Annotated in this window: 18 protein-coding genes; 17 read left to right on the forward strand and 1 reads right to left on the reverse strand. The window is 72.4% G+C overall.

Annotated elements, in window-relative coordinates:
* The first annotated feature begins 99 nt into the window (after nucleotides 1–99).
* The 3 genes from BJ964_RS28155 to BJ964_RS28165 all read left to right on the forward strand — a co-directional run bounded on the left by BJ964_RS28155 (nucleotide 100) and on the right by BJ964_RS28165 (nucleotide 1,965).
* Nucleotides 100–846 (forward strand): class I SAM-dependent methyltransferase, encoded by a 747-nt coding sequence (locus tag BJ964_RS28155; RefSeq protein WP_188123491.1) that lies wholly within the window; start codon nucleotides 100–102, stop codon nucleotides 844–846.
* A gap of 7 nt (nucleotides 847–853) precedes the next feature.
* Entirely contained in the window at nucleotides 854–1,402 is a 549-nt protein-coding gene (locus BJ964_RS28160) for a hypothetical protein (RefSeq protein ID WP_188123492.1), read from the forward strand.
* A gap of 134 nt (nucleotides 1,403–1,536) precedes the next feature.
* A complete protein-coding gene (locus BJ964_RS28165) occupies nucleotides 1,537–1,965 on the forward strand; it encodes a hypothetical protein (protein ID WP_188123493.1) in 429 nt (142 codons plus the stop codon).
* Nucleotides 1,966–2,046: 81 nt separating this feature from the next.
* On the opposite strand, the gene BJ964_RS28170 is transcribed toward BJ964_RS28165, so the two are convergent.
* Complete coding sequence (locus tag BJ964_RS28170; RefSeq protein ID WP_188123494.1) at nucleotides 2,047–3,792, reverse strand: AfsR/SARP family transcriptional regulator; 1,746 nt, start codon at nucleotides 3,790–3,792, stop codon at nucleotides 2,047–2,049.
* Between the two features lie 186 nt (nucleotides 3,793–3,978).
* On the opposite strand from BJ964_RS28170, the gene BJ964_RS28175 reads away from it, so the two are divergent.
* The 14 genes from BJ964_RS28175 to BJ964_RS28240 are packed head-to-tail and all read left to right on the forward strand — an operon-like array spanning nucleotide 3,979 to nucleotide 20,782.
* The gene (locus BJ964_RS28175) at nucleotides 3,979–5,928 is read left to right on the forward strand and encodes a phage tail sheath family protein (RefSeq protein ID WP_188123495.1); all 1,950 of its coding nucleotides are present in this window, start codon (nucleotides 3,979–3,981) and stop codon (nucleotides 5,926–5,928) included.
* 21 nt (nucleotides 5,929–5,949) lie between these two features.
* Nucleotides 5,950–6,474 (forward strand): phage tail protein, encoded by a 525-nt coding sequence (locus tag BJ964_RS28180; protein ID WP_188123496.1) that lies wholly within the window; start codon nucleotides 5,950–5,952, stop codon nucleotides 6,472–6,474.
* The gene (locus tag BJ964_RS28185) at nucleotides 6,474–7,199 is read left to right on the forward strand and encodes a hypothetical protein (protein ID WP_188123497.1); all 726 of its coding nucleotides are present in this window, start codon (nucleotides 6,474–6,476) and stop codon (nucleotides 7,197–7,199) included. Before BJ964_RS28180 ends, BJ964_RS28185 begins: the two co-directional genes overlap by 1 nt.
* On the forward strand, nucleotides 7,192–7,863 hold the full coding sequence (locus tag BJ964_RS28190; protein ID WP_188123498.1) for a hypothetical protein: 672 nt from the start codon (nucleotides 7,192–7,194) through the stop codon (nucleotides 7,861–7,863). Before BJ964_RS28185 ends, BJ964_RS28190 begins: the two co-directional genes overlap by 8 nt.
* On the forward strand, nucleotides 7,860–8,468 hold the full coding sequence (locus tag BJ964_RS28195; protein WP_188123499.1) for a DUF4255 domain-containing protein: 609 nt from the start codon (nucleotides 7,860–7,862) through the stop codon (nucleotides 8,466–8,468). Before BJ964_RS28190 ends, BJ964_RS28195 begins: the two co-directional genes overlap by 4 nt.
* On the forward strand, nucleotides 8,461–10,335 hold the full coding sequence (locus BJ964_RS49195) for an ATP-binding protein (RefSeq protein ID WP_188123500.1): 1,875 nt from the start codon (nucleotides 8,461–8,463) through the stop codon (nucleotides 10,333–10,335). Before BJ964_RS28195 ends, BJ964_RS49195 begins: the two co-directional genes overlap by 8 nt.
* Entirely contained in the window at nucleotides 10,326–10,604 is a 279-nt protein-coding gene (locus tag BJ964_RS28205) for a hypothetical protein (RefSeq protein WP_188123501.1), read from the forward strand. Before BJ964_RS49195 ends, BJ964_RS28205 begins: the two co-directional genes overlap by 10 nt.
* Nucleotides 10,601–17,170, forward strand: a complete 6,570-nt coding sequence (locus tag BJ964_RS28210) for an eCIS core domain-containing protein (RefSeq protein WP_188123502.1) — start codon at nucleotides 10,601–10,603, stop codon at nucleotides 17,168–17,170. Before BJ964_RS28205 ends, BJ964_RS28210 begins: the two co-directional genes overlap by 4 nt.
* A 43-nt stretch (nucleotides 17,171–17,213) precedes the next feature.
* On the forward strand, nucleotides 17,214–17,768 hold the full coding sequence (locus tag BJ964_RS28215) for a HEAT repeat domain-containing protein (protein ID WP_188123503.1): 555 nt from the start codon (nucleotides 17,214–17,216) through the stop codon (nucleotides 17,766–17,768).
* A complete protein-coding gene (locus BJ964_RS28220; RefSeq protein WP_188123504.1) occupies nucleotides 17,769–18,407 on the forward strand; it encodes a hypothetical protein in 639 nt (212 codons plus the stop codon).
* 1 nt (nucleotide 18,408) lies between these two features.
* The gene (locus tag BJ964_RS28225; RefSeq protein WP_203832589.1) at nucleotides 18,409–18,756 is read left to right on the forward strand and encodes a LysM domain-containing protein; all 348 of its coding nucleotides are present in this window, start codon (nucleotides 18,409–18,411) and stop codon (nucleotides 18,754–18,756) included.
* The gene (locus BJ964_RS28230) at nucleotides 18,749–19,888 is read left to right on the forward strand and encodes a hypothetical protein (RefSeq protein ID WP_188123505.1); all 1,140 of its coding nucleotides are present in this window, start codon (nucleotides 18,749–18,751) and stop codon (nucleotides 19,886–19,888) included. The genes BJ964_RS28225 and BJ964_RS28230 overlap by 8 nt, the downstream gene beginning before the upstream one ends.
* A 10-nt stretch (nucleotides 19,889–19,898) precedes the next feature.
* Entirely contained in the window at nucleotides 19,899–20,420 is a 522-nt protein-coding gene (locus tag BJ964_RS28235; RefSeq protein WP_188123506.1) for a phage baseplate assembly protein V, read from the forward strand.
* Nucleotides 20,420–20,782 (forward strand): GPW/gp25 family protein, encoded by a 363-nt coding sequence (locus BJ964_RS28240; protein ID WP_188123507.1) that lies wholly within the window; start codon nucleotides 20,420–20,422, stop codon nucleotides 20,780–20,782. The genes BJ964_RS28235 and BJ964_RS28240 overlap by 1 nt, the downstream gene beginning before the upstream one ends.
* Nucleotides 20,783–20,869 lie beyond the last annotated feature (87 nt).

Here is a 20,869-nt window from a genome sequence, read left to right on the forward strand (position 1 = left end):
GGTGCCGGCCGATCGGTGGCATCAGCGGCCTGCCGGGACCGGGCCGATGATCACCTCGGTGGGGTACAGGTCCTCCGGTCGGGGCGATACGGTCCTGAAATGGAGCTGTCCCGGTCCTTCGGCGCGGCGGCGACCGCGTACGCCGTACACCGCCCCGACTACGCGCGCGCCGCCGTCGAGTGGGCCCTCGCGTCCGCGCCCGGCCGGCGGGTGCTCGACCTCGGTGCCGGGACCGGCAAGCTCGCCGCCGTCCTGGCCGCGATGGGCGCCGAGGTCACCGCGGTCGAACCCGATCCCGCGATGCTGGCCGAGTCGCGCCATGCGTTGCCGGAGCTCCGGGCGCTGCCGGGCAGCGCCGAGGCGATCCCGCTGCCGGACGGATCCGCCGACGCGGTGCTGGCCGGAAACGCCCTGCACTGGTTCGACATGGACACCGCCGGGCCGGAGATCACCCGCGTCCTCGCGCCGGGCGGTGTCCTCGCCGGACTGTGGAACGTCGTCGACGACCGGATCGACTGGGTTGCCGGTCTGGCAGAAGTCAGCGGCAGCGCCGCCATCGGGCCACGGGACACACCGGACAACTGGCGTGCCGAGGCCGCCCGTCTGCGGCTGCCCGGCTTCGGCACGCCCGAGCAGGCGACGTTCCCGCACGGGCAGCGCCGCACCGCCGACTCGCTGGTCGCGACGCTGGCCACCCGGGCCGGCATGCTCGTCATGCCGCCGGGGGAGCGGGAGGCCCGGCTCGGGCGGATCCGCGCCTACCTGGCGACCCGCCCGGAGACCGCGGACGGCGAGTTCACCCTTCCGATGCTGACCTGTGTGCTCCGGAGCTCCCCGGTGACATGATCATCGGATGTCGAATCTGACCGACTACTTCGTGGCGCCCACGGACGAGGTGGCGGCCACCGCCGCGGAGTACACCGAAGATCGGCTGGGGCTGCTCGACCTCACGCCGGAGGACGTGGCGGCGGGCAAAGCCCTGTACCAGCAGAATCCCGTGCTGGGAGCGATGCCCCGGGTGCGTACCGCCGCCTCCGGGACACTCGTGGTGCAGCGCAAGAATGTCGAGCCCGCTCTGTCGATGGCCCAGCTCGAGGAGATTCTGACCGGCCGAATGCAGCGCGTCGTCAAGGACGACCTCCGATGGGCCGCACTGATCGGTCCGGCCGGCCCCGAGGACGTCGCCGACGCCGTGGTCGTCTCCCTCACCGACACGCTCCGCGACGCTCTGGCCGGGCTGGACGCCCCGGCGATCCAGGAGGCGGCCCGGCGGTGGGGCGAGGCCGAGGAGTTCACGGACGCGGACACGAGCGGCCTCGCACCGTTTCTCACGGCGCTCGCCGATCTCGCCGCCCGCGCGCTCCCCGGAGGCGAGCACCTCTACTGCCGGGTCATCTTCTGAACGGCCCTGTAGGGAAGCCGACAACTGGCAATGAATCGCCTGGTCGACATCGTGGGTAGCGGTGAATACCGCTTCGGACGGCGAGTGTTGATCATCTACTCTCGGAGGGATTTCGGTGCAACGAGGGCGGAACGATGCGTAAGCAATTGACGGCAGTGGCGGCGATCCTGGCGGTGTGTGTGCTGGCCGGATGCACGGGCGGCAGCGGGACGCCGAAGTCATCGAAGACGACCGGGCCGACCCGGACCACCGTTAAGGCGACCACGAAGCCGAGCCCCAATCCGGTCGTGACGGCCAGCGGCCCGAGCCGGTTCGTCCTCGTGGTCAAGCAGGAGCTGCCGGAGATCGCCAAGGACCGCACCGACCAGGACATCCAGGCGATCTCGGACACCGCCTGCGCGGCGCTCGCCGCCGGTGATTCCGCGGACGAGATCGTCGCGGTGACCCGCTCGCTGGGCACCCTCGACGCCGAGGCGACCGATCAGGCCACCGCCCGCGAGCTGATCAAACTGGCGATCGACAGCGACTGCCTGAAGCAGGCGACCCGCGTCGACGAGTTCTGAGCCGAAGCCGGCCTCCACGGTGTCGTGGCCGCCGCCTGCCGAACTCGTTCTCCCTGCTGGCCCGCTGCAACGGAGGGCAGATCACGCCGTGACGGAGGCGGCGTGCGCGCGGGCCAGGTCGTGGAAGCGGTAGCGCCCGGCCGCCGGTTCGAGCAGCAGGTTGGCGTCCATCAGCTGGTGCAGCACCTGGGTGGCGGCCACCGGGGTCGCGCCGAGCAGTTCGGCGGCGGCGTGTTCGTCCAGTTCGGGGCCGGGGTGGCCGGCCAGCGCCCGGTAGGCGTGCCGCGCGGGGAGGCTGAGCCGCTGGTAGGACAGGTCGAAGGCGGCGGCCACACTGCGCTGCCCGGCCTCCAGTTCGGCGAGCCGGTAGCGGGGGTCGCGCAGCCGTTCGACCAGGTGCGCCAGCGTCCACGTGGGATGTGCCCGTAGGCGGGCCGCCGCGATCCGGATGGCCAACGGCAACCGGCCACACAGGTCGGCCAGTTCGGTCACCAGTTCGGGCGGATGGCCACCGGCGCGGCGGGCGAACAGTGCGATCGCGTCGGCCGTGGTGAGGGTCTCCAGCGCCAGCCGCCGGGTGTTGTCCAGGCCGGCCAGCTGCCGTCGGCTGGTCACCAGCACGAGGCAGCCGGGCGCGCCGGGAAGCAGCGGGGCCACCTGGTTCTCGCCGGCGGCGTTGTCCAGCAGGATCAGCATCCGGCGGCCGGCGAGCCGGGTGCGGTAGAGGGCGGCCCGCCCGTCGAGGCCGTCCGGGATCTGTGCCGACGGTACGCCGATGCCGTGCAGCAGGTTCCCGAGCGCCTCGGTCGACTCGACCGGATCGGCGTCTTCGCTGTATCCGTGCAGGTCGAGGTAGAGCTGCCCGTCCGGGTAGCGGTCGGCGATGCGGTGCGCGGCCTCGACGGCGAGCGCGGTCTTGCCGGCGCCGGCCATCCCGTCGATCACGGTGATCAGCACGTCGGCGCCGTCGCTGGGCGAGGTGAGGCGGGCCAGTTCGCCGTCGCGGCCGGTGAAGGCGGGTGGCGGTGCGGGCAGTTCGTGGGGCGTCCACCGGGTGTGCGCCTCGGTGGCGGCGGGGGTGAGTGCCGGGTCGGCGGCGAGGATCTGCCGGTAGAGCTGTTGCAGTTCGGGACCGGGGTCGGCGCCGAGGCGCTCGGCGAGATGCCGGCGGATGACGGCGTACTGGTCGAGCGCGTCGGAGGTCCGCCCGGCCGCGTACAGGGCCCGGATGTAGGCGCCGGCGAGAGGTTCGTCGGTGACGCGCTCGGCGGCCAGCCCGGCCAGCAGGGCCAGCACCGGGCCGGTCTCACCGGCCTGCACAGACGTGGCCGCCCATTCCTGGACGGCGTCGAGGTACTGCTGCTGCCACGCCTGCCGGACGGTGGCCGCCCACTGTCCGGGCAGGTCGGACAGCGGTGGACCGCGCCACAGGTCCATCGCCTCGGCGAGCAGTTTCATCCGTTCCAGGTCGGTGCGGTGACGTTCGTGGGCCTGCTCCACGAGGCGGCGGAACCGGTGCGCGTCCACCTGGTCCGGTTCGACGTCCAACTGGTAGCCGCCGGAGCGGCGCACCACCCGTACCGGTGCCTGGTCGTTTGATTGTGCGGTGTCCAGAAGCCGTCGCAGGCGGCTGAGATGGACTTGAAGCGTGCGCCGCGCCCCGCTGGGCGCCTGGTCCCACACCCGGTCGATGAGGGTCTCGGTGCCGATCAGCCGGCCGGCGTCGGCGGCGAGCGCGGTCAGGACAAGCCGCTGCTGCGGCGGGCCGGCATCCAGTGCCCGCCCGTCGTTGATGATCTCGACCGGCCCCAACAGCCGAATCAGCATCCCGTGCACCCCGACGATGCTCGTCCCGCGGAATCCGCGGGCCGGGCGATCTGCCCGTTAGCTTTTCAGCAGCAATCTATACATCGACGGGGCTCACCCTCTACCGGATACCGGCGCTAGTTCACTTTAAGTCGGTTTTCCGACTATCTACCGCGTATCGGTCGATGACGAGGGATTGGAGACGGGATGCCGGCGGAGACGACCTATCCCGGGGTGTACGTCGGGGAGATCTCCACGAGCACACGCAGCGTCACACCGGTGTCCACCGCGACGGCCGCGTTCGTCGGTTACACCCGGCGCGGCCCGGTCGGCCAGCCGGTGCGGATCGGCGGTTTCGGCGACTTCGAGCGCTACTTCGGCGGGCTGAGCAGGCACGGCGCGGTCGGATACGCGGCACGCCAGTTCTTCGCCAACGGCGGCACCTCCGCCGTGATCGTCCGGGTGATCAAGGAGGGCAGCGCCGAGGCGGCGTCGGTCACCCTCACCGCGCGCGATCACGGCCACGATCATCACCCGCACGACAAAGACGATCGAGGGGTACGCGAGACGCGCGCCGATGCCGAAGTGGCCGAGGACCGCGGCCGCCCCGACGACCACGATCACCATCCGCGGGAGCGGCCGGTGCTGGAGGTGTCCGCCAAGGAACCCGGCTGCTGGGGCAACGACCTGCTCGTCCGCGTCGACCACGGCACCCGCGACCCGCACGAGACGTTCAACCTGCACGTCGCCAACGGCCCGGCCCGCGAGTCCTACCACGACCTGTCGATGGACCCGGACTCCGACCGCTACGCCCCCGAGGTGATCAACGAGGCGTCGAGGCTGATCCGGGTCGAGGCGGTCGGACAGGATCGGCCGGACCCCAACGGCACGATCTCCCACGAGTTCGACCGCGACCTGCCGGCCTGCGACGACCTGGAGATCACTGTCCGGATCGGTGGTGAGGAGCGGCGTTTCCGCCTCTTCCACGGCCACCACGACGGCCCGCCGCCGCGCCGCCTGTCCGAGCTGGCCGCCCTGCTGGAACGCAAGCTGCGCGCCCAGCCCGACTGCCCGGGCAGCACCGCCTTCTCCGGCGCCCGGGTGCGCGCTTTCGGCCGCCGCCTGCAAACCGTCGCCGGATCGGTCGACGAGAACGACGTGGTCCACTTCGAGGGGCGCGACGCCGAGCGGCTGGGCCTGGAGGCGTACGCGAATCCGCCGGTCTCCACCCTGTCCGGCGGCGACGACGGCGACCCGCCGCAGCCCGGCGACCTGATCGGCGCCGAATCCGCCAAGAGCGGCCTGCACGCGCTGACCGACCTCACCGACGTGAACCTGCTCAACCTGCCCGATCTGGCCGGCTGGGAGTCGATCGAGGACGCGTCGACGGTGCTGTCGGTGGCCGACCGGATCGCCCGCGAGCTGCGGGCCCTGCTGCTGATCGACGCGCCCGCCACCTGGAACAGCGTGGACGCCGCCCGCAGCGGTATCGAGCAGCTCGCCGCGGTCCGCAGCGACCACGCCGCCCTGTACTTCCCGCACCTGCTGCTCGACGACCCGCAGTCCGGCCGCCCGTGCGCCGTCCCGCCGTCGGGCGCGGTCGCCGGGGTCATCGCCCGCACCGATGCCGAACGCGGTGTCTGGAAGGCGCCCGCCGGGACCACGGCCCGCCTGATCGGGGTGCGCGCCCTCACCGTGCCGCTCACCGACCGGGAGAACGGCCTGCTCAACCCGCTCGCCGTCAACTGCCTGCGCACCTTCCCGGGCAGCGGCCCGGTGGTGTGGGGCGCCCGCACCCTGGACGCCGGGGAACAGCCGGCCGAATGGCGGTACGTGCCGGTCCGCCGGCTCGCCCTGCACATCGAGGAGAGCCTGCACCGGGCGCTGCGCTGGGTCGTCTTCGAACCCAACAACGAGCAGCTCTGGCAGGCGATCCGCCTGGAGGTGGGCGCCTATCTGGACAGCCTGTTCCGGCGGGGCGCGTTCGCCGGGCGCACGCCCCGGGAGGCCTTCTTCGTCACGTGCGACGCGTCCACCACCACCCCGGCCGACATCGACAACGGCGTGGTCAATGTGGTCGCCGGGTTCGCGCCGGTGGAGCCGGCCGAGTTCGTGATCGTCACCATCCGGCAGACGGCCGGGCAGTTCGCCCTCTGACTTAGGGACGGAAAACTTTCGATGGCCGAGTTCGAAGTCAACGCGCACCGGTTCGACCCGTACAAGAACTTCAAGTTCCTGGTCCGGTGGGACGGGCGCACGGTAGCCGGGATCAGCAAGGTCAGCCCGCTCAAGCGCACCACCGAGGTGATCAAGCACCGGGACGGCGGCTCGCCGAGCACCCCGGTGAAGTCGCCGGGCCGCTCCGAGTTCGAGGGCGTCACCCTGGAACGGGGCGTCACCCACGACCCGGAGTTCGACCGCTGGGCCAACAAGGTCTGGCAGGTCGGCGCGGGACTCGGCGCCGAGGTGTCGCTCGCCGACTTCCGCAAGAACATCATCATCGACGTGCTGAACGAGGCGGGGCAGGTCGCCGTCTCGCACAAGCTGTACCGGGCCTGGCCGAGCGAGTACTCGGTGCTCGGCGAACTCGACGCCAACGCCAACGCGGTCGCCATCCAGAGCCTCAAGCTGGAGTGCGAGGGCTGGGAACGCGACTACGAGGTGCCGGAGCCGGTCGAGCCGTCGTTCACCAACCCGGCCTGATGACGGTTCACGGATCGGCCGGCCTGCTCGCCACCTGGGAGGACGGGCTGGCCCACACGGGGCCGGCCCGCGCCCTGGCGCTGCACCGGGCCGCCCGCCCCGGAACCGCCACGGACGATCTGCTGCGGCTCGCGGTCGGGGAGCGCGAGACCGACCTGTACGCGCTGCGCCGCGCCCTGTTCGGCGACCGGATGCCGGTGCTGGCCGACTGCGCGCACTGCGGCGAGATCCTGGAGTTCGATCTGGACGCCGCCGCCCTGGCTCAACCACCGGAGCCGGTCGACGGGCCGCTGCGGGTGGCGGAGGACGGGTGGGAGGTCGAGTTCTGGCCACCCACCGTCGCTGACCTGGCGGCCGCTGCCGAGTCCTGGGATCCGCGCGGTGAGTTGCTGGCCCGCTGTGTCGTCACCGCCCGTCACGGGACCCGGGTGGTGACGGCGGCCGGCCTGCCGGAGACGGTGCAGCGGCGGCTCGCCGAGGCGGCCGAGCGCGCCGACCCGGCCGGCGACATCATGCTGCGGGTGCCCTGTCCCGGCTGTGGCCGGGCGACCACGATACGGCTGGACATCGCCGCCCACCTCTGGGCCGAACTCGACTTCTGGGCCCGGGACCTGCTCGCCGACGTGCACGTGCTGGCCGGCGCCTACGGCTGGACCGAACCCGAGATCCTGGCGCTGAGCCCGGTGCGGCGCCGCTACTACCTGGAGTTGTGCGCCGATGCCTGAGCCGACTCCGGACTACTTCGACCGGCTGCTGGCCCGCCACACCGGGCGCGGCGACACCGGTGGGACGCGGCCCCGGCTGCCCGGCCCGTTCGAGCGTGGCGAGGCCCGCTGGCAGGAGGTGGAGATGCCGCCGCTTCCGGCCGCGCACCCGGTCGTCCGCGAATCCGGCGATCGGCCGCCGACCGCACCGGTCCGTGTCGAGCGGCATACCGAGATCCGTGTCGAGCGGCCGGATCCTGGATCGGCCGATCCGGCACCGGCTCCGCTGCGCCGGTCCACCGAGATCCGGTCGGCTGAACCCGCTGCGGTTCGCGAGACTGTCACCCAGGTCATCTCGGGCGCGCCGGTCCGGCCCGCTGTCACCGCGCCGCAGCGTCCCGCGCCGGCGACCGCGCCGGCGGATCGTCCCGTGGCTGGTCCGGCTCCCGTCATGCGGCCGGCGGCCGGTGTCGCCCCGGTCGTGGCCGCACGGCGCGAAACCGCGCTGCCGCCGGCCTCCCGCCGCCGGGCGCGTCCCGCCGAACCGTCGGTGCACGTCACGATCGGCCGCCTCGAAGTCCGTGCCACCGCGCCCGAGCGCGCGCCCGCCCGTACCCCGCGAAGTGGCCGGCCGTCTCCGGTCGTGAGCCTGACCGACTACCTGGCGGGGGAGGGACGCCCGTGAGCAACGCGCTGGCGATCGCGACCGTCACCCAGGCGCTGGCGATGCAGATCGAACGGAACCTGCCACCGGAGATCGACTTCGCGGTCAACGTGCAGACCCGGCGGCCGCACACCGAACCCCCGAACGAGCCGTCCGTCACGGTCTTCTGCTACCAGGTCACCCCGAACGCGGCCCTGCGCAACGCCGACCTGCCGGTCCGGGCCTCCGACGGCACCCCGATCGGCCGGGCCGCCGCGGCGCTCGACCTGCAATACCTGATCAGCGCGTACGGCGAGGAGAACGAACTCGTCGGCCAGCGGCTGATCGGCAGCATCGTCCGGACCCTGCACGAGCACCCGCTGCTGCCCGCCGACGTCATCGAGGAGGCCGTTCGGCAGCCCTACCTGAACGGCAGCGACCTGGCCGCCACAGTGCAGCGCGTCCGGTTCTCGCCAACCGCCATGGACATCGAGGAGACCTCCAAGCTCTGGGGCATGTTCCACCAGACCCCGTACGTCCTGTCCGCGGTCTACCAGGCGTCCCTTGTCCTGATCGAGGGGCGTGAGACGCCGCCGCAGCGGCCGCCGGTGCGGGAACCGTCGATCCGGGTGACCGCTCGTGAATGACCCCGCGGCACTCGCCGACGCCGTCCGCTGGGTCCTGACCCGCCTCGACGCGCACGCGGGCGGGGCGGACCCCGAGCCACCGCCCGGCACCGGCCCGGTGACGCTGCGGGTGCTCGTGGACCGCTTCGGGCTGAGCGCCTTCGAACGGGCCGTGCTGCTGCTGGCCGCCGCCGTGGAGATCGACCCGACCACCGGCAGCCGCTGCGCCGCCGCGCACGGCGACCCGGAACGCGCCTACCCCACCTTCGGGCTGGCGCTGGCCGCGCTGCCCGATCCGCACTGGGACGCGCTCACCCCGGTCGCGCCGCTGCGCCGCTGGCGGCTCGTCGAACCGGCCGACGAGACCCGGCTCACCGCCTCCCCGCTGCGCATCGACGAGCGGGTGCTGCACTTCCTGGCCGGAACGCCCTACCTCGACGCCCGGCTGCACGGCCTGCTGCGGCCGGTGCCGGAACCCGCCGGCGTGGCGCCCGGCCACCGCACGGCCGCCCAGCGGGTCGCCGTCGGCATCACCGAACCGCCACTGCGGATCGAGCTGGTCGGCGGCACCCGGCGGATCCGGTCGGACATCGCCGCCGCGGCGGCGGCCCAGCACGACCTTTCCCTGTACGCGATGAGCGCCGCCGACGTGCCCACCGACCCGGCCGACCGGGACCGGCTGGCCCGGCTGTGGCAGCGCGAGGCCGTACTGCTGCCCGCCGCGCTGCTGCTCGAAGTGGACACCCTGGAACGCGACCGGACGGCGGCCGCCGACGCGTTCGCCGCCGCCGCGGCCGTACCCCTGATCGTCGGCGGCGACGAGCCGCGCCGCGACGGCGGGCCACGGGTGACCGTCCCGGACCTGACCGACGACGAACAGCTCGGACTGTGGCGGGACGCCTTCGCCGACGTGCCCGACCTCGGCGACGAGCAGCTGCGCGACCTGGTCGCCCAGTTCCAGCTACCGCCGCACACCGTCCGGTCGGTGGCCGCCGCGGTCCGCCGGGACCTGGCGGACGCCCGGATTCCCGCCACCGAGGTGGCCTGGCGGGCCAGCCTCGACGAGGCGCGGATGGGCCTCGACGGACTCGGCCGCCGCATCGGACCCCGCGCCGGCTGGGCCGACCTCGTACTGCCCGAACGGCAGGTCGCCGTCCTGCGGGAGATCATCGCCCAGGTTCGCCGGCGCGCCACCGTCCACCAGGAGTGGGGCTTCGCCCGGACCCTGCGGCGCGGGCTCGGCGTCACCGTCCTGTTCGCCGGCGGCTCCGGCACCGGCAAGACCCTGGCCGCCGAGGTCATCGCCGGTGAACTGGGGCTCGACCTGTTCGTCATCGATCTGTCCCAGGTGGTCAGCAAGTACATCGGCGAGACCGAGAAGAACCTGCGGGCCGTCTTCGACGCGGCCGAGCACGGCGGGGCGCTGCTGCTGTTCGACGAGGCCGACGCGCTGTTCGGCAAACGCAGCGAGGTCAAGGACAGCCACGACCGGTACGCCAACCTGGAGGTCAGCTACCTGCTCATGCGGATGGAGGCGTACCGGGGACTGGCGGTGCTCACCACCAACATGAAACAGGCGCTAGACCCGGCGTTCATGCGCCGCATCCGGTTCGTCGTCGACTTCCCGTTCCCCGGCGAGCGGGAACGGGCCGAGATCTGGCGGCGGGTGCTGCCCGCGCAGGCGCCCGCCGCCGGGCTCGACCCGCACCTGCTGGCCCAGCTCACCGTGGCCGGCGGGTCGATCCGCAACATCGCGTTGTCCGGGGCGTTTCTCGCCGCCGACGAGGGCGACAAGCTGCGGATGCGACACCTGCTGGCGGCCGCCCGCACCGAATACCTCAAGCTCGAACGCTCCCTCACCCCGGGCGAGGTGCGCGGATGGGTCTGACCGGAGACGTACGGGTCGAGATCGGCGAACTGGTGCTCGACGGATTCGGGCCATCCGTGGACGTGGACCTGGTATCGGCCGCGTTCACCACTGAACTTGTCCGGCTCGTGCGCGCGTACGGCGTACCGCTGGCTTCGGGACGTGAGCGTGAGCTGGACGCCCTGGCCGGATTGCCGCCGATCTCCCCGGCGGTCTCGCCGGAGCGTCTCGGGATCACGCTGGCCCGGTCGGTGCACGCCGGGCTGAGCGGGCGCGGGAGGCGGCGATGAGCGCCACCCGCGCCACACCGGACCGGCGGTCGAAACAGGACGACCGGCGCCGCCGGCGTGGCCGGAACACGTCGACACCGTCGCCCAGGAACATCGTCAGCGGGGCCGGGCAGCCACTCGACCTCAGCGTGCGCCGGGCCGCCGAGGAGCGGCTCGGGTACGACTTCGGGCAGGTCAGGCTGCACACCGACCGGGACGCCGACGCGCTCACCGGGCTGCTCGGCGCGGACGCGGTCGCCGTCGGACGGGACGTCTTCTTCCGGGCCGGCGCCTACCAGCCGGGCACCACCGGCGGGCAGCGGCTGCTCGTCCACGAACTGCTGCACACCGTGCAGGAGCCGTACGGGGCCGGGGCGTTGCGGGCCGGGCGTGCGGCCGGGGCGGTGAGCCTGCCCGCGGAACCCGCCGAACAGGCCGCCGAACGCGCCGCGCGGGAGTCCGTGGAGCCGTCCGGCGCGGCGGCCGTGGAGCTGTCCGGCGCGGCGGCCGTCGACGCGGAGGCGCCGCTGCCCGCCTGGATGCGGTACGCGACGGTCACCGCCGACCAGATGCGGGTCGAGCGCCTGGATCCGGCCACCCTGCCGGACCGGTTGGCGGCGACCATCGTGCGGTCCCTGCGCGGGGACCCCGCCGACTGGTCGCATCGGACCCGCACCCAGTTGGCGCGGTTGCCGGAGGAACTCGTCGAGCCGGTCCTCGACCGGCTGGAGAACCGGTTGCTCGGCCCGGAGTACGAGCGGGTCCTCGACCTGATCGACGAGGTCGACGGCGAGATCCCGGAGCCGGAGGCGCACGCCGCGCCGCTGCCCGAGCCCGACTCGGCCGAGGATCTCCGGTACGCCCGTGAGCTGGACCGGCGGCGTGCCGATGAGCAGCGGGAGGCCTCGGGACGGCCGGAGCCCGCGCCCGGTCCGGAGAAGGAGCAGTACGGGACGCCCGGCGGGCCAGCCCTCACGCCCGGGCCGTTTCCCGCTGCCCGACCGAATCCGGCCGCCCGGCCGGATTCCGGTGGGCGACACGATCCTGCCGCCCGTGCTGATACCGGCAACCGGTCGGATTCCGGTGCCCGGCAGGAACCCGCCTCTGGCTTTCCCAGTTCCTCTGGCTTGTCCGGGTCCGCGGCGAAGGGCGAGTCCGCGTCGGCTGCTCAGAGTGGATCCGCGGCCTCGCGGGAGAAGGCCGCCGCCGAGAAATCCGGTGGGGAGACGGCGCAGCGGGAGGTGCCCGTCGCCAGTGCTGAGGGGTCGGCGGCCAGGAACCGGCCCGAGGCCGCCCAGGCCCGGGCCGCGGGGAGGCAGGTGCGGCCGGAGGAACGGTTCGAACCGGGGCGGACGGCCGGCACACCGGCGACCGTGGGCAAGGACACCCAGATGTCGTCGGCGGTGGGGACACTCGATCCGCTCCGCAACCAGGACCTGCCGGAGCTGCGGGAGACGGAACCCGAATCGCCGCCGCCGACCAACTGGTCCGAGGTGGAGGTCGGTGGCGGGCCGTCCAGCGCCTGGGATGTCAGCCTGCGACCGGACGACTTCCTGCCGGCTCAGGACCCGGACGTGTCCGCGATCCCGACCGTCGACATGATGGATCCGGCGTCGAGCGTCGAGCCGTCGATGCCGTCGTTCCCGGCAGCGCCGATCACCCGTGCCGACCGGGTGCAGGCCGAGCGGGAGGCGGAGGACGCCGAGGAGGAGCAGGCCGAAGCGGAGTTGGCGGAGCCGGAGCCGCTTCTTGCCGACGATCAGTCCGGGCCGGACGTGGTGGGGCCGGCTCTGTCGCTTTCGGACCTGGTCGCCGGGATACCGTCCGCGACCGGTGTCGCCCTGCGGGACCCGGCGAGTGGCGCCGACCCGAGGAGCGGGCCGGTCGACGCGCAGACCACCGTGCAGGAGGTGGCCGGGCGTTCCGAGGGCGGCACTCGCGAGACTGAGCCGGCCGCGAAAGAGGCGAAAGGTACGTCCGCTGCGGGTGACAACGTCGCGGCGGCGCCCGAGAAGGCAAGCCAGCAGGCGGTCGGTGGGCAGGCGACCGCACCGGCCACGGAGTCCTCCAGCCGGTCGGCCGGCGGCCCGGCCGCTGAACCCGGGACGACAAGCGAGCCGTCGACAGCACCCGCCGCCGGGACGGGGTCGCCGTCGAGCGCGCGGCCCGCCGTACCGGAAATGTCTTCTCGTGAGCCCGCGCCGACCCCGCCCGCGCCCGATGCACCTGCCTTGGCCACCGATCCGGCCTCGCGGGAAGCGGCGCCTGGCGCCGCCCCGCCATCAGTGCGCGCCGAAAACGCTGGCGGCGGGAGCGCTGGCGGCGGGAGCGCGGGCGCCAGTGGTGGAGGCGGCGGAGGCGGGAGCGCGGCCGCCCCCGTCAAGCGCAAGGACGAATCCGCGCCCGCCCCGGACCTGTCCACCGCATCCCCCGAAGGGGGCCTGGCCACCGCCGCCACGCTGAAACCGCACCGCGCCCTGGAAGCGATGGGCGGGGTGGGCCGCGCCGCCGACCGCAATGTCGGCGACGAGCACAAGAATCTGGCCACCGCCCCGCCCGCCATGCAACGCCCGGCCGGCGCACCGCAGACGCTGTCCGGCCCGCCGAAGGCCGACACGGCGGTGCGGTACTCGACGGATCCGGCCCAGCGTTCCACCGCGCCGGAGAGTGGGAAAGCCGAGGTCACCGGCGCGCAGGAGCCGGCCGGGCCGATCGAGGCGGAGCAGGCCGAGGAGCCGGGCGGCTGGGACACCTTCAAGATGGCGCTGGGTTTCGGCATCGGCAAGGTCGCCTCGTGGCTGGGTTTTGAGGTGGACGCCCAGGAACTGGCCGCCAAGTTCGCCGGGCTGCCCACCAGGGACGAGGCGCTCAAGCAGGCGATGGCCGGGAACGCGCCGGGCGTACAGATGAGCGGCGCGGCCGGGCAGACGTCGGCCGACCAGGGCGCCGCCGTCGACGACAAGGGCCGGCAGACGGTGAGCGCCGCCCGCGAGGACGCCGGCCGGGGGATGGGCGAGGACCAGGTCTACCCGGACGTGCCGCCGGAGACGATGGAGGCGGCGGTGCCGGGCCGGCCGGGTGGCGCCCCGGTTCCGGCCGTCGGCGCGCCGACCGGTGCGGTGCCCGCCGAGGCGGCGTCCAAGGTGGCCGAACATGACAACGGCCCCCGGATCCAGACAGCGTTCCAGCAGGGCGGTCAGGGCATGGCGCAGGGCCGCCAGGACCGGGACCGTGGTTTCCGCGACTCGCAGGCACGCCACCGGGCCGAGGTCACCGCCGAGGTCGCGACCAACACCGAAAACCAGGCGGGGGTACGGGGTGGCGCGCTCGACGACGTGAATTCGCAGCGTGCCGCCTGGCGTACCGATCAGGACCGGGAGCTGTCGAAACTCGGCACGAAGAAGGCGGACCGGCAGGCGAAGGTCCGTAAGGACGTGCAGGACCGGGAGAAGAAGGCCGACGACGACGTCACCACCGAGAAGGACAACAGCGACAAGAGGATCCGTGCCGAGGCGACCCGGGCGGAGCAGGACGCCGAGCGGCAGCGCGACTCCGCCGTACAGAACTCGGGCAACTGGGTGGCCAAGGCCTTCGAATGGCTGAAACAGAAGGTCATCGAGATCAAGAACGCGATCGTACGGGTGATCCGGGCGGCCCGGGACGCGGTCGTCGGCTTCATCAAGAACTTCAAGTCGACCGTCGAGCGGTGGATCAACGAGGCCCGCACGTTCATCGTCGACGCGATCACGAAGCTGATCACCGAGCTGATCGAGTTCGCCAAAGCCATGGTGCAGGCGGTCATCGAACTGGCCAACCGCATCCGGCGACTGATCACCGACCTGATCAAGGCGGCGATCGCCCTGGTCAACCGGCTCGCCGCGATGCTCAAGCAGATCATCAAGGATCTGCTCGACGCGCTCGGCAAACTGCTCGCCGAGATTCTGCGGATCCTGCTGAAAGCCCTGATGGACGTCATCAAGGCGGTCGTGGACGCGGTCAAGCAGGTCCTCGCGGCGGCCTCCCAGTTGCTGGGCGCGTTGGGCAAGTTCATGTTCATCGCCATCGACTTCCTGTCCGATCCCGGCGGCTGGCTGGGCGGCGCCAGGAATTCGGCCGTGGACGGTGCGAAGAACCACCTGTTCCGCGAGGTCAAGTCGGCGGTCAAGGCATGGTTCCAGCAGAAGGTCGAGGAGATCCTCGGCGTCGGCAGGGCGGTCATCGACGTACTGGTCAAGGGCGGTTTCACGCTCGAGAAGATCGTCAAGGAGACGTGGGACGCGATCCTGCCCATGCTCCCGGTCATCATCGGCGAGATCGTCATCACCAAGGTCATCGCCAAGCTGATCCCCGGCGCGGGCTGGGTGATGGCCGTCATCGACGCGATCCGGACGGCGATCGGCTCGCTGGGCGCGATCCTGCGGGCGGCCGGCGCGGTCCTGTCCTGGCTGCTGGCGGTCCGGCAGGGCAGCGCCGGGATTCTGTTCGCCAAGGCGGTCGCCGCCGGCATCGTGGCCCTGCTGGAACTGGCCTACGAGGCGCTGGTGAGCGGCATCGGCAAGTATGTCGCCAAGGTCGGCAAGCGCCTCAAGGCCGTCGCGCAGCGGCTGGCCAGGGGCAAGAAGCGCGACACGCCGGGCGCTCCGGGCGACGGCGGCCGACCCGGCCGGGCACCGGATCGGCCCACCACCGGGACGCGGGGCGCCGATACCCCGCGTGCGGCGCCCCGGGGCGGCCTTCCTGGGCGGCCCGCCGCCACGCCGAGGCCCCGTCCCGCCGCCGGGCCGAGACCCGACCGGCGGCCCCCGGCCGGCCCGGGACCCCGATCGACGGGTGCCCCGGATCGCCCCGGTAGCCGGTCGGCCGGTGCTCCGGACCGGCCCGGAACCCGATCCACCGGTGCTCCGGACCGTCCCGGGGCAAGGCCCGCCGGTGCTCCGGATCGGCCGGGGACGAGTCCTTCCGGAACCTCGGATCGGCCCGGAACCAGCCCGGCCGGCGCTGCGGACAGGCCGTCGGCTGCTTTGCCAGCCGGGTCGACGCCGGCCCCTGCCAGGTCGCCGGGCCGGGTGCCGCCCGCCACCGCAAAGAACCGCGACGGCACTCCTAGGACCGCCGCGGATCAACGGCCGGACACCCGCCCCACCCCGCCGCCGAGACCGCGGCCCGAGGCGAAGGCCCCGGCGAAGCCGTCGCCGGGTCCGAAGGACGCCGACCCGGCGAAACCGAAGAACACCGACCCGGACCGCCCCAGGGACACCGATCCGTCCCGGTCGAAGCCCGACGGCACGGGTGCCCCGAAACCGGGACGGGACGGCGACCGCCCGGGCGGCCCGCGTGACCGCCGGGATGCCGATCGACCGGACCGGGATCCGTCGTCCAGGCCCTCGCCGGAGCGGAGTCACTCGCCGGATCGCAAGGACCGGGAGCGAAAGAAGGACGAGGAGTCCAAGGACGAGCGGCTGCGCCGGATCGTGGCCCGGATCCAGCCGAAGGTGAGACGGCTCGTCGACCGGGGAGTGCTCGGCCGCCCGCTGCGGGCCGCGCTCTCCGGGTTGCGCCTGTGGTACCGCCTCACCGGCCTGGACACCGCCGGGCAGCCCGACTTCGGGATCACGGCGGTGCTGAATCCGCGGCGGGATGTCCAGCGCGGATGGGTGCTCACCGGCTCCGATCTGCGCCGGCTGGTCACCGAGGTGTCCGAGGAGATGCTCCAGCGGCCGGACGTGCAGGACGCGGCGCGGAGGATGCGCATCACCATGGCGGTGGCCGGGGTCAATGCCGAGGAGCAAGCACTGGAGATCGCGGAGTCCCGCGACATCCCGGGCGCGGTCCGGTACCTGCAGAACCGGGGAACCGGCTTGGAGCTGGCCCGCCCGGGCGGGCCGAGCCGGGTCGCCGGTCCGCACCGGCCGCGTGAGGGGCGTGGGCGACAGCCCGGAGCCATGGAGACGTACCGGGTCGGGCCCGACCGGGACCCGGTGTCCGAGGAGAACCGCGTGGGCGCCACGAATGCGCTGACGCAGGGAGTCGGCACCTATCCGGAGATATTCCGGGTGATCCAGCGTATGCGTCATGGGGACCGGGCCATCGCGCACGCGCTGCGGCAGTATTCGAGGACGAGGCGATTTCCGGGCGGATTCGACGCTGACCAGCGTGAGTTCCTGCGAGCCCTGCACTGGCTGATTTTCGTCCGCGAATCGGTGCGCGACCGGGCGAATCTCGGATTCGCGCCGATGATGGTGCGGCTCATCGAGCGAGGTCAGCTCAGCTGGGAGGAGGCCTTCGTCCAGTTCGAGGCCAGGGAGAGCGGCCGGAGGGGTGGCCGGGGGTCCTTCCCGATGTCGATGCGGCTGGCGGCAAGCGCTTCGCGTGGCATCGCGGCCCGGATCCGGAGCCGGCGGCGCAGGCCGAGCAACGCGTTGCTCAATCGGAGGGAGCTGGCGCGCAGGCAATTCGAGTTGAGTGAACGGTGGATGCGTGCTGTCACCAATGGACAGGGGATTTACGGTCCCACCGCATCGCAGGCCATTCAGAACGGGCGTGAGCAGGTGCAGCGCTTCATGCTGAGATACTACGGTCTCGACTAGCGGATTCTTCAGGGGAATATGAATGGCTGAGATGAAGGCTCGAATGGTGTTCAAGAATGTGGACGCCGAACTGGAGGTCGACCAGATCTCCTTCGATGACGGTTGGGACATGCTCCAGGTCGAGGACCCCGCCTCGGACACGTTCGTCAACGTCTGGGCGACCGCGGACGGCTCCGTCGAGATCCATCTCGTCAAGGACCCGATGGTGGGCCTGGACTATCTGACCCTGTACGGCGACGACGTGGCGGACGTCCAGCTCGACATCGAGGAACGGTCGTCCTTCTGGTCCACCGGGGAAGCGCTGCGGGAGATCGGGCGGGCCACCGACCGCGACGACCGGCTGCGGGCCGTCTACACGGCGGCGCTGTCCGCCACCGACGCCGAGAGCGACGCCGTGGCGGAGGCGTTCCGCACGGTCAGCCGGGACGACGATCCCGGGATCCGGCTGTCGGTGGTGGTCGCGACGGGTTATCTCCAGACCCCCGGCCTCGTGGAGATCGTCGCCGGGCTGGCCGCCGACGATCCGCACGACACCGTCCGGGAGAACGCCCGGATCCTGCTGGAGGGGATCGAACGAGAACGTGGAGGTGGGTGGTAGATGAGCACGTTCGCCGACATTCCCAAGGCGATCCGGGCATCGATCGTGGTGATGGATCCGGGCGGCGCGGCACCGCGGCGGGTCATCGTCATGCAGTTCAATCCGGACTCGCTGGAACGCAGCATCCAGCCGCAGGCGGCCGGGGGCACGTCCGGTGCGAGCGGAACCGGGACCGACGGTGACCGCAACGAGGCGCTGCGGCTCAAGGGCCCGGCCGAGGAGCAGTGGAAGTTCACCGCTGAGATCGACGCCACCGATCAACTGGACGTCGCCGCGCCGGACGGCATCCACCCGCAACTGGCCGCGCTGGAGATGCTCGTCCAGCCGACGGTCGCCCAGTTGCGGGAATCCATCGACGCGGCCCGCCGGGGCGCCATCGAGGTCAACCCGATCGAGATGCCGCTGACCCTGTTCACCTGGGGCGGCAAGCGGATCATGCCGGTCCGGCTGACCGAGTTGTCGGTCAACGAGCAGGCGTTCGACGTCGACCTCAACCCGATCCGCGCGTCGCTGAGCATCGGCATGAAGATCCTCACCGTCAGCGACCTGCCGTTCGGGCATCCCGGCGGCGACTTCTACCTCGCCCACCTGGCGATGAAGGAACAACTCGCCGCCCGTGGCAGCAGGATCGGAGGCTGACGTGCCCGAGCCCTACCCGAACGTCTACGACGGGATTCCCGGCGCCGCACCCTACCCGCGGACCAGCCGCTACGCCGCTGTCGAGATCGCGGTGCACACCCGGCCGGACGGCCAGGAGATCCGGTACGCCCGGCACCGGCTGCTGCCACCGCTGCCTGACGGCGACCACACAGGCGTCCACACGGTCACCGCCGGGGAACGGCCCGACCTGCTGGGACGGCGTTTCTACGGCGACCCGGAGCAGTGGTGGCGGATCGCCGACGCCAATCCGGTGCTCGACCCGCGTGAGCTGACCGCCGAGCCGGGCCGCGCGATCGGCGTACCGGAACGGGGTTTTGATCTTGGCTGACGAACCCTTCGGGCGCGGGCCGCTGCACCTCGATCTCAGCATGGGCCGCGACCTGCCCCGGCCGGTGCCGCCGGAGGTCGGCGACGCGCTGCTGTCCGCGCAGATCACCGCGACCGCGGGCGAACGCAGCGGCTTCCAGCTCGCCTTCGACCTCACCAAGAACGGGCCGATCGCCCGGCGCTACCTGCCGGAACGCTTCTTCCACCCGAGGACGCGGGTGGTGCTGAGCACGACGCTGCGCGGCGCTACGACGGTGCTGTTCGACGGGCTCGTCACGCGGCAGGAAGTCGGCGCCAGCAACCGTCCCGGCCAGTCCACGCTGACCGTCACCGGCGAGGACCTGACGCTCGTCATGGATCTGGACGAGCGCGCCGAGGGCTTCCCCAACCTGGCGCCCTCGCAGCGGGCCGAGCTGATCCTGCGCCGGTACGCCGGGTACGGCATCACGCCCCGGGTGATCACCGAGCAGGTGCCGCAGCCACCGGACGCGGCCCAGCGCATCGACTTCCAGAGCGGCACCGACCTGCGGTACCTCAACCAGCTGGCGCGCGCCAACGGCTACACCTTCTATCTGGAGCCGGGGCCGGAGCCGGGCCGGTCGACCGCCTACTGGGGACCGCAGATCCGCACCGGGGTCCGGCAGCACGCGCTGTCGGTCAACATGGACGCGAACTCCACCGTCGACCAACTGACTTTCGCCTACGACGGGCTGGCCCGCGAGGAGCCGACCGCTCTCGTGCAGGATCCGGCCACCCGCGAGATCGTCCAGCTCGCCCAGCCGCCGATCGACCCGCTGCGCCCGCCGCTGGGCCGGGATCCGACCGAGGCGCTGAAACGGCCCAGCCTCCGCAACACCGCCAAACTCGGCACCGCCCAGGCGCAGGCCGAGCTGCTGGCCCGGGCCGCCACGTCGGCCGACGCCATCGCCGGGTCCGGGTCGCTCGACGTCACCCGGTACGGCTTCGTGCTGCGCCCCCGCGAACTGGTCGGCGTGCGCGGTGCGGGCGTGGCGTACGACGGCGACTACTTCGTCACCTCGGTCACCCACACGCTGCGGCCGGGGCAGTACCTGCAGAACTTCACGATCTCCCGCGAGGGAATGGTCGCGCGCGGCGACACCGTGCGGCCCTAAGGAGCATCAGATGCCGGAACCGAGCAACCGTTTCCTCGGCAAGTACCGGGGCCGGGTCGTCGACAACGCCGACCCCCGGCGCATCGCCCGGCTGCGGGCCGAGGTGCCCGACGTGCTGGGCCGGGAGTGGTCCACCTGGGCGCTGCCGTGCCTGCCGTTCACCGGTGAGGGGTTCGGGCATTTCAGCATGCCGGCGGTCGGCGCCGGTGTCTGGATCGAGTTCGAACAGGGCGATCCCAGCCACCCGATCTGGTCCGGCACCTGGTACGGCGACGCCGCCGAACTGCCGCCGGACGCCCGTACCGCCCAGGAGGCCGAACCACCCACCCAGCCGGTCGTCATCCAGACCCGGGCCGGCCACAAGGTGGTCGTCTCCGACACCGCCGGTGGCGGAATCCTGTTGCGGGCCGGCGGAGCGTCGGTGCGGATCGACGGCGGCGGCGTCCGTCTCGAGGACGGCCTCGGCGGCGTGCTCACGGTCTCCGGCGGCCGGGTCGACGTGAATGGCCAGATCTTCCCGGGGAGGGCCTGATGCGCATCGACATCGCCGTCCCGTTCCGGTTCGGGGCCCGCGGCCGGACCGCCACGGCGACCCACGACGAGCACGCCCGCGACCTGATCGAGCAGCTGCTGTTCACCAGCCCGGGGGAGCGGGTGATGCGGCCCGACTTCGGCTGCGGCCTGCTCGACCTGGTGTTCGCCCCGACCGCCCCGGAGCTGGTCGCGGCGCTGGAGCTGTCGGTGCGGGCGAGCCTGCAACGCCTGCTCGGCGATCTGGTCGAGGTGCGGGCGCTGGACATGTCCGTCACCGGCGGCATCGTGCGGGTCGAGTTGCACTACACCGTGCGGCGGACCGGCAGCGAGCGCAAGGACGTCTTCGAGGGGCGATCATGAGCGAGCTTGCGAGCGAGTCATCCAGCTCAGTCTTGAACTCATTGCGACGCCGGAGCGCGGCGGAGGTGGCGCAGTGAGCGAGCTTGC

Origin of the sequence: Actinoplanes lobatus (assembly GCF_014205215.1) — a bacterium.
GTDB classification, from domain to species: Bacteria; Actinomycetota; Actinomycetes; order Mycobacteriales; family Micromonosporaceae; genus Actinoplanes; species Actinoplanes lobatus.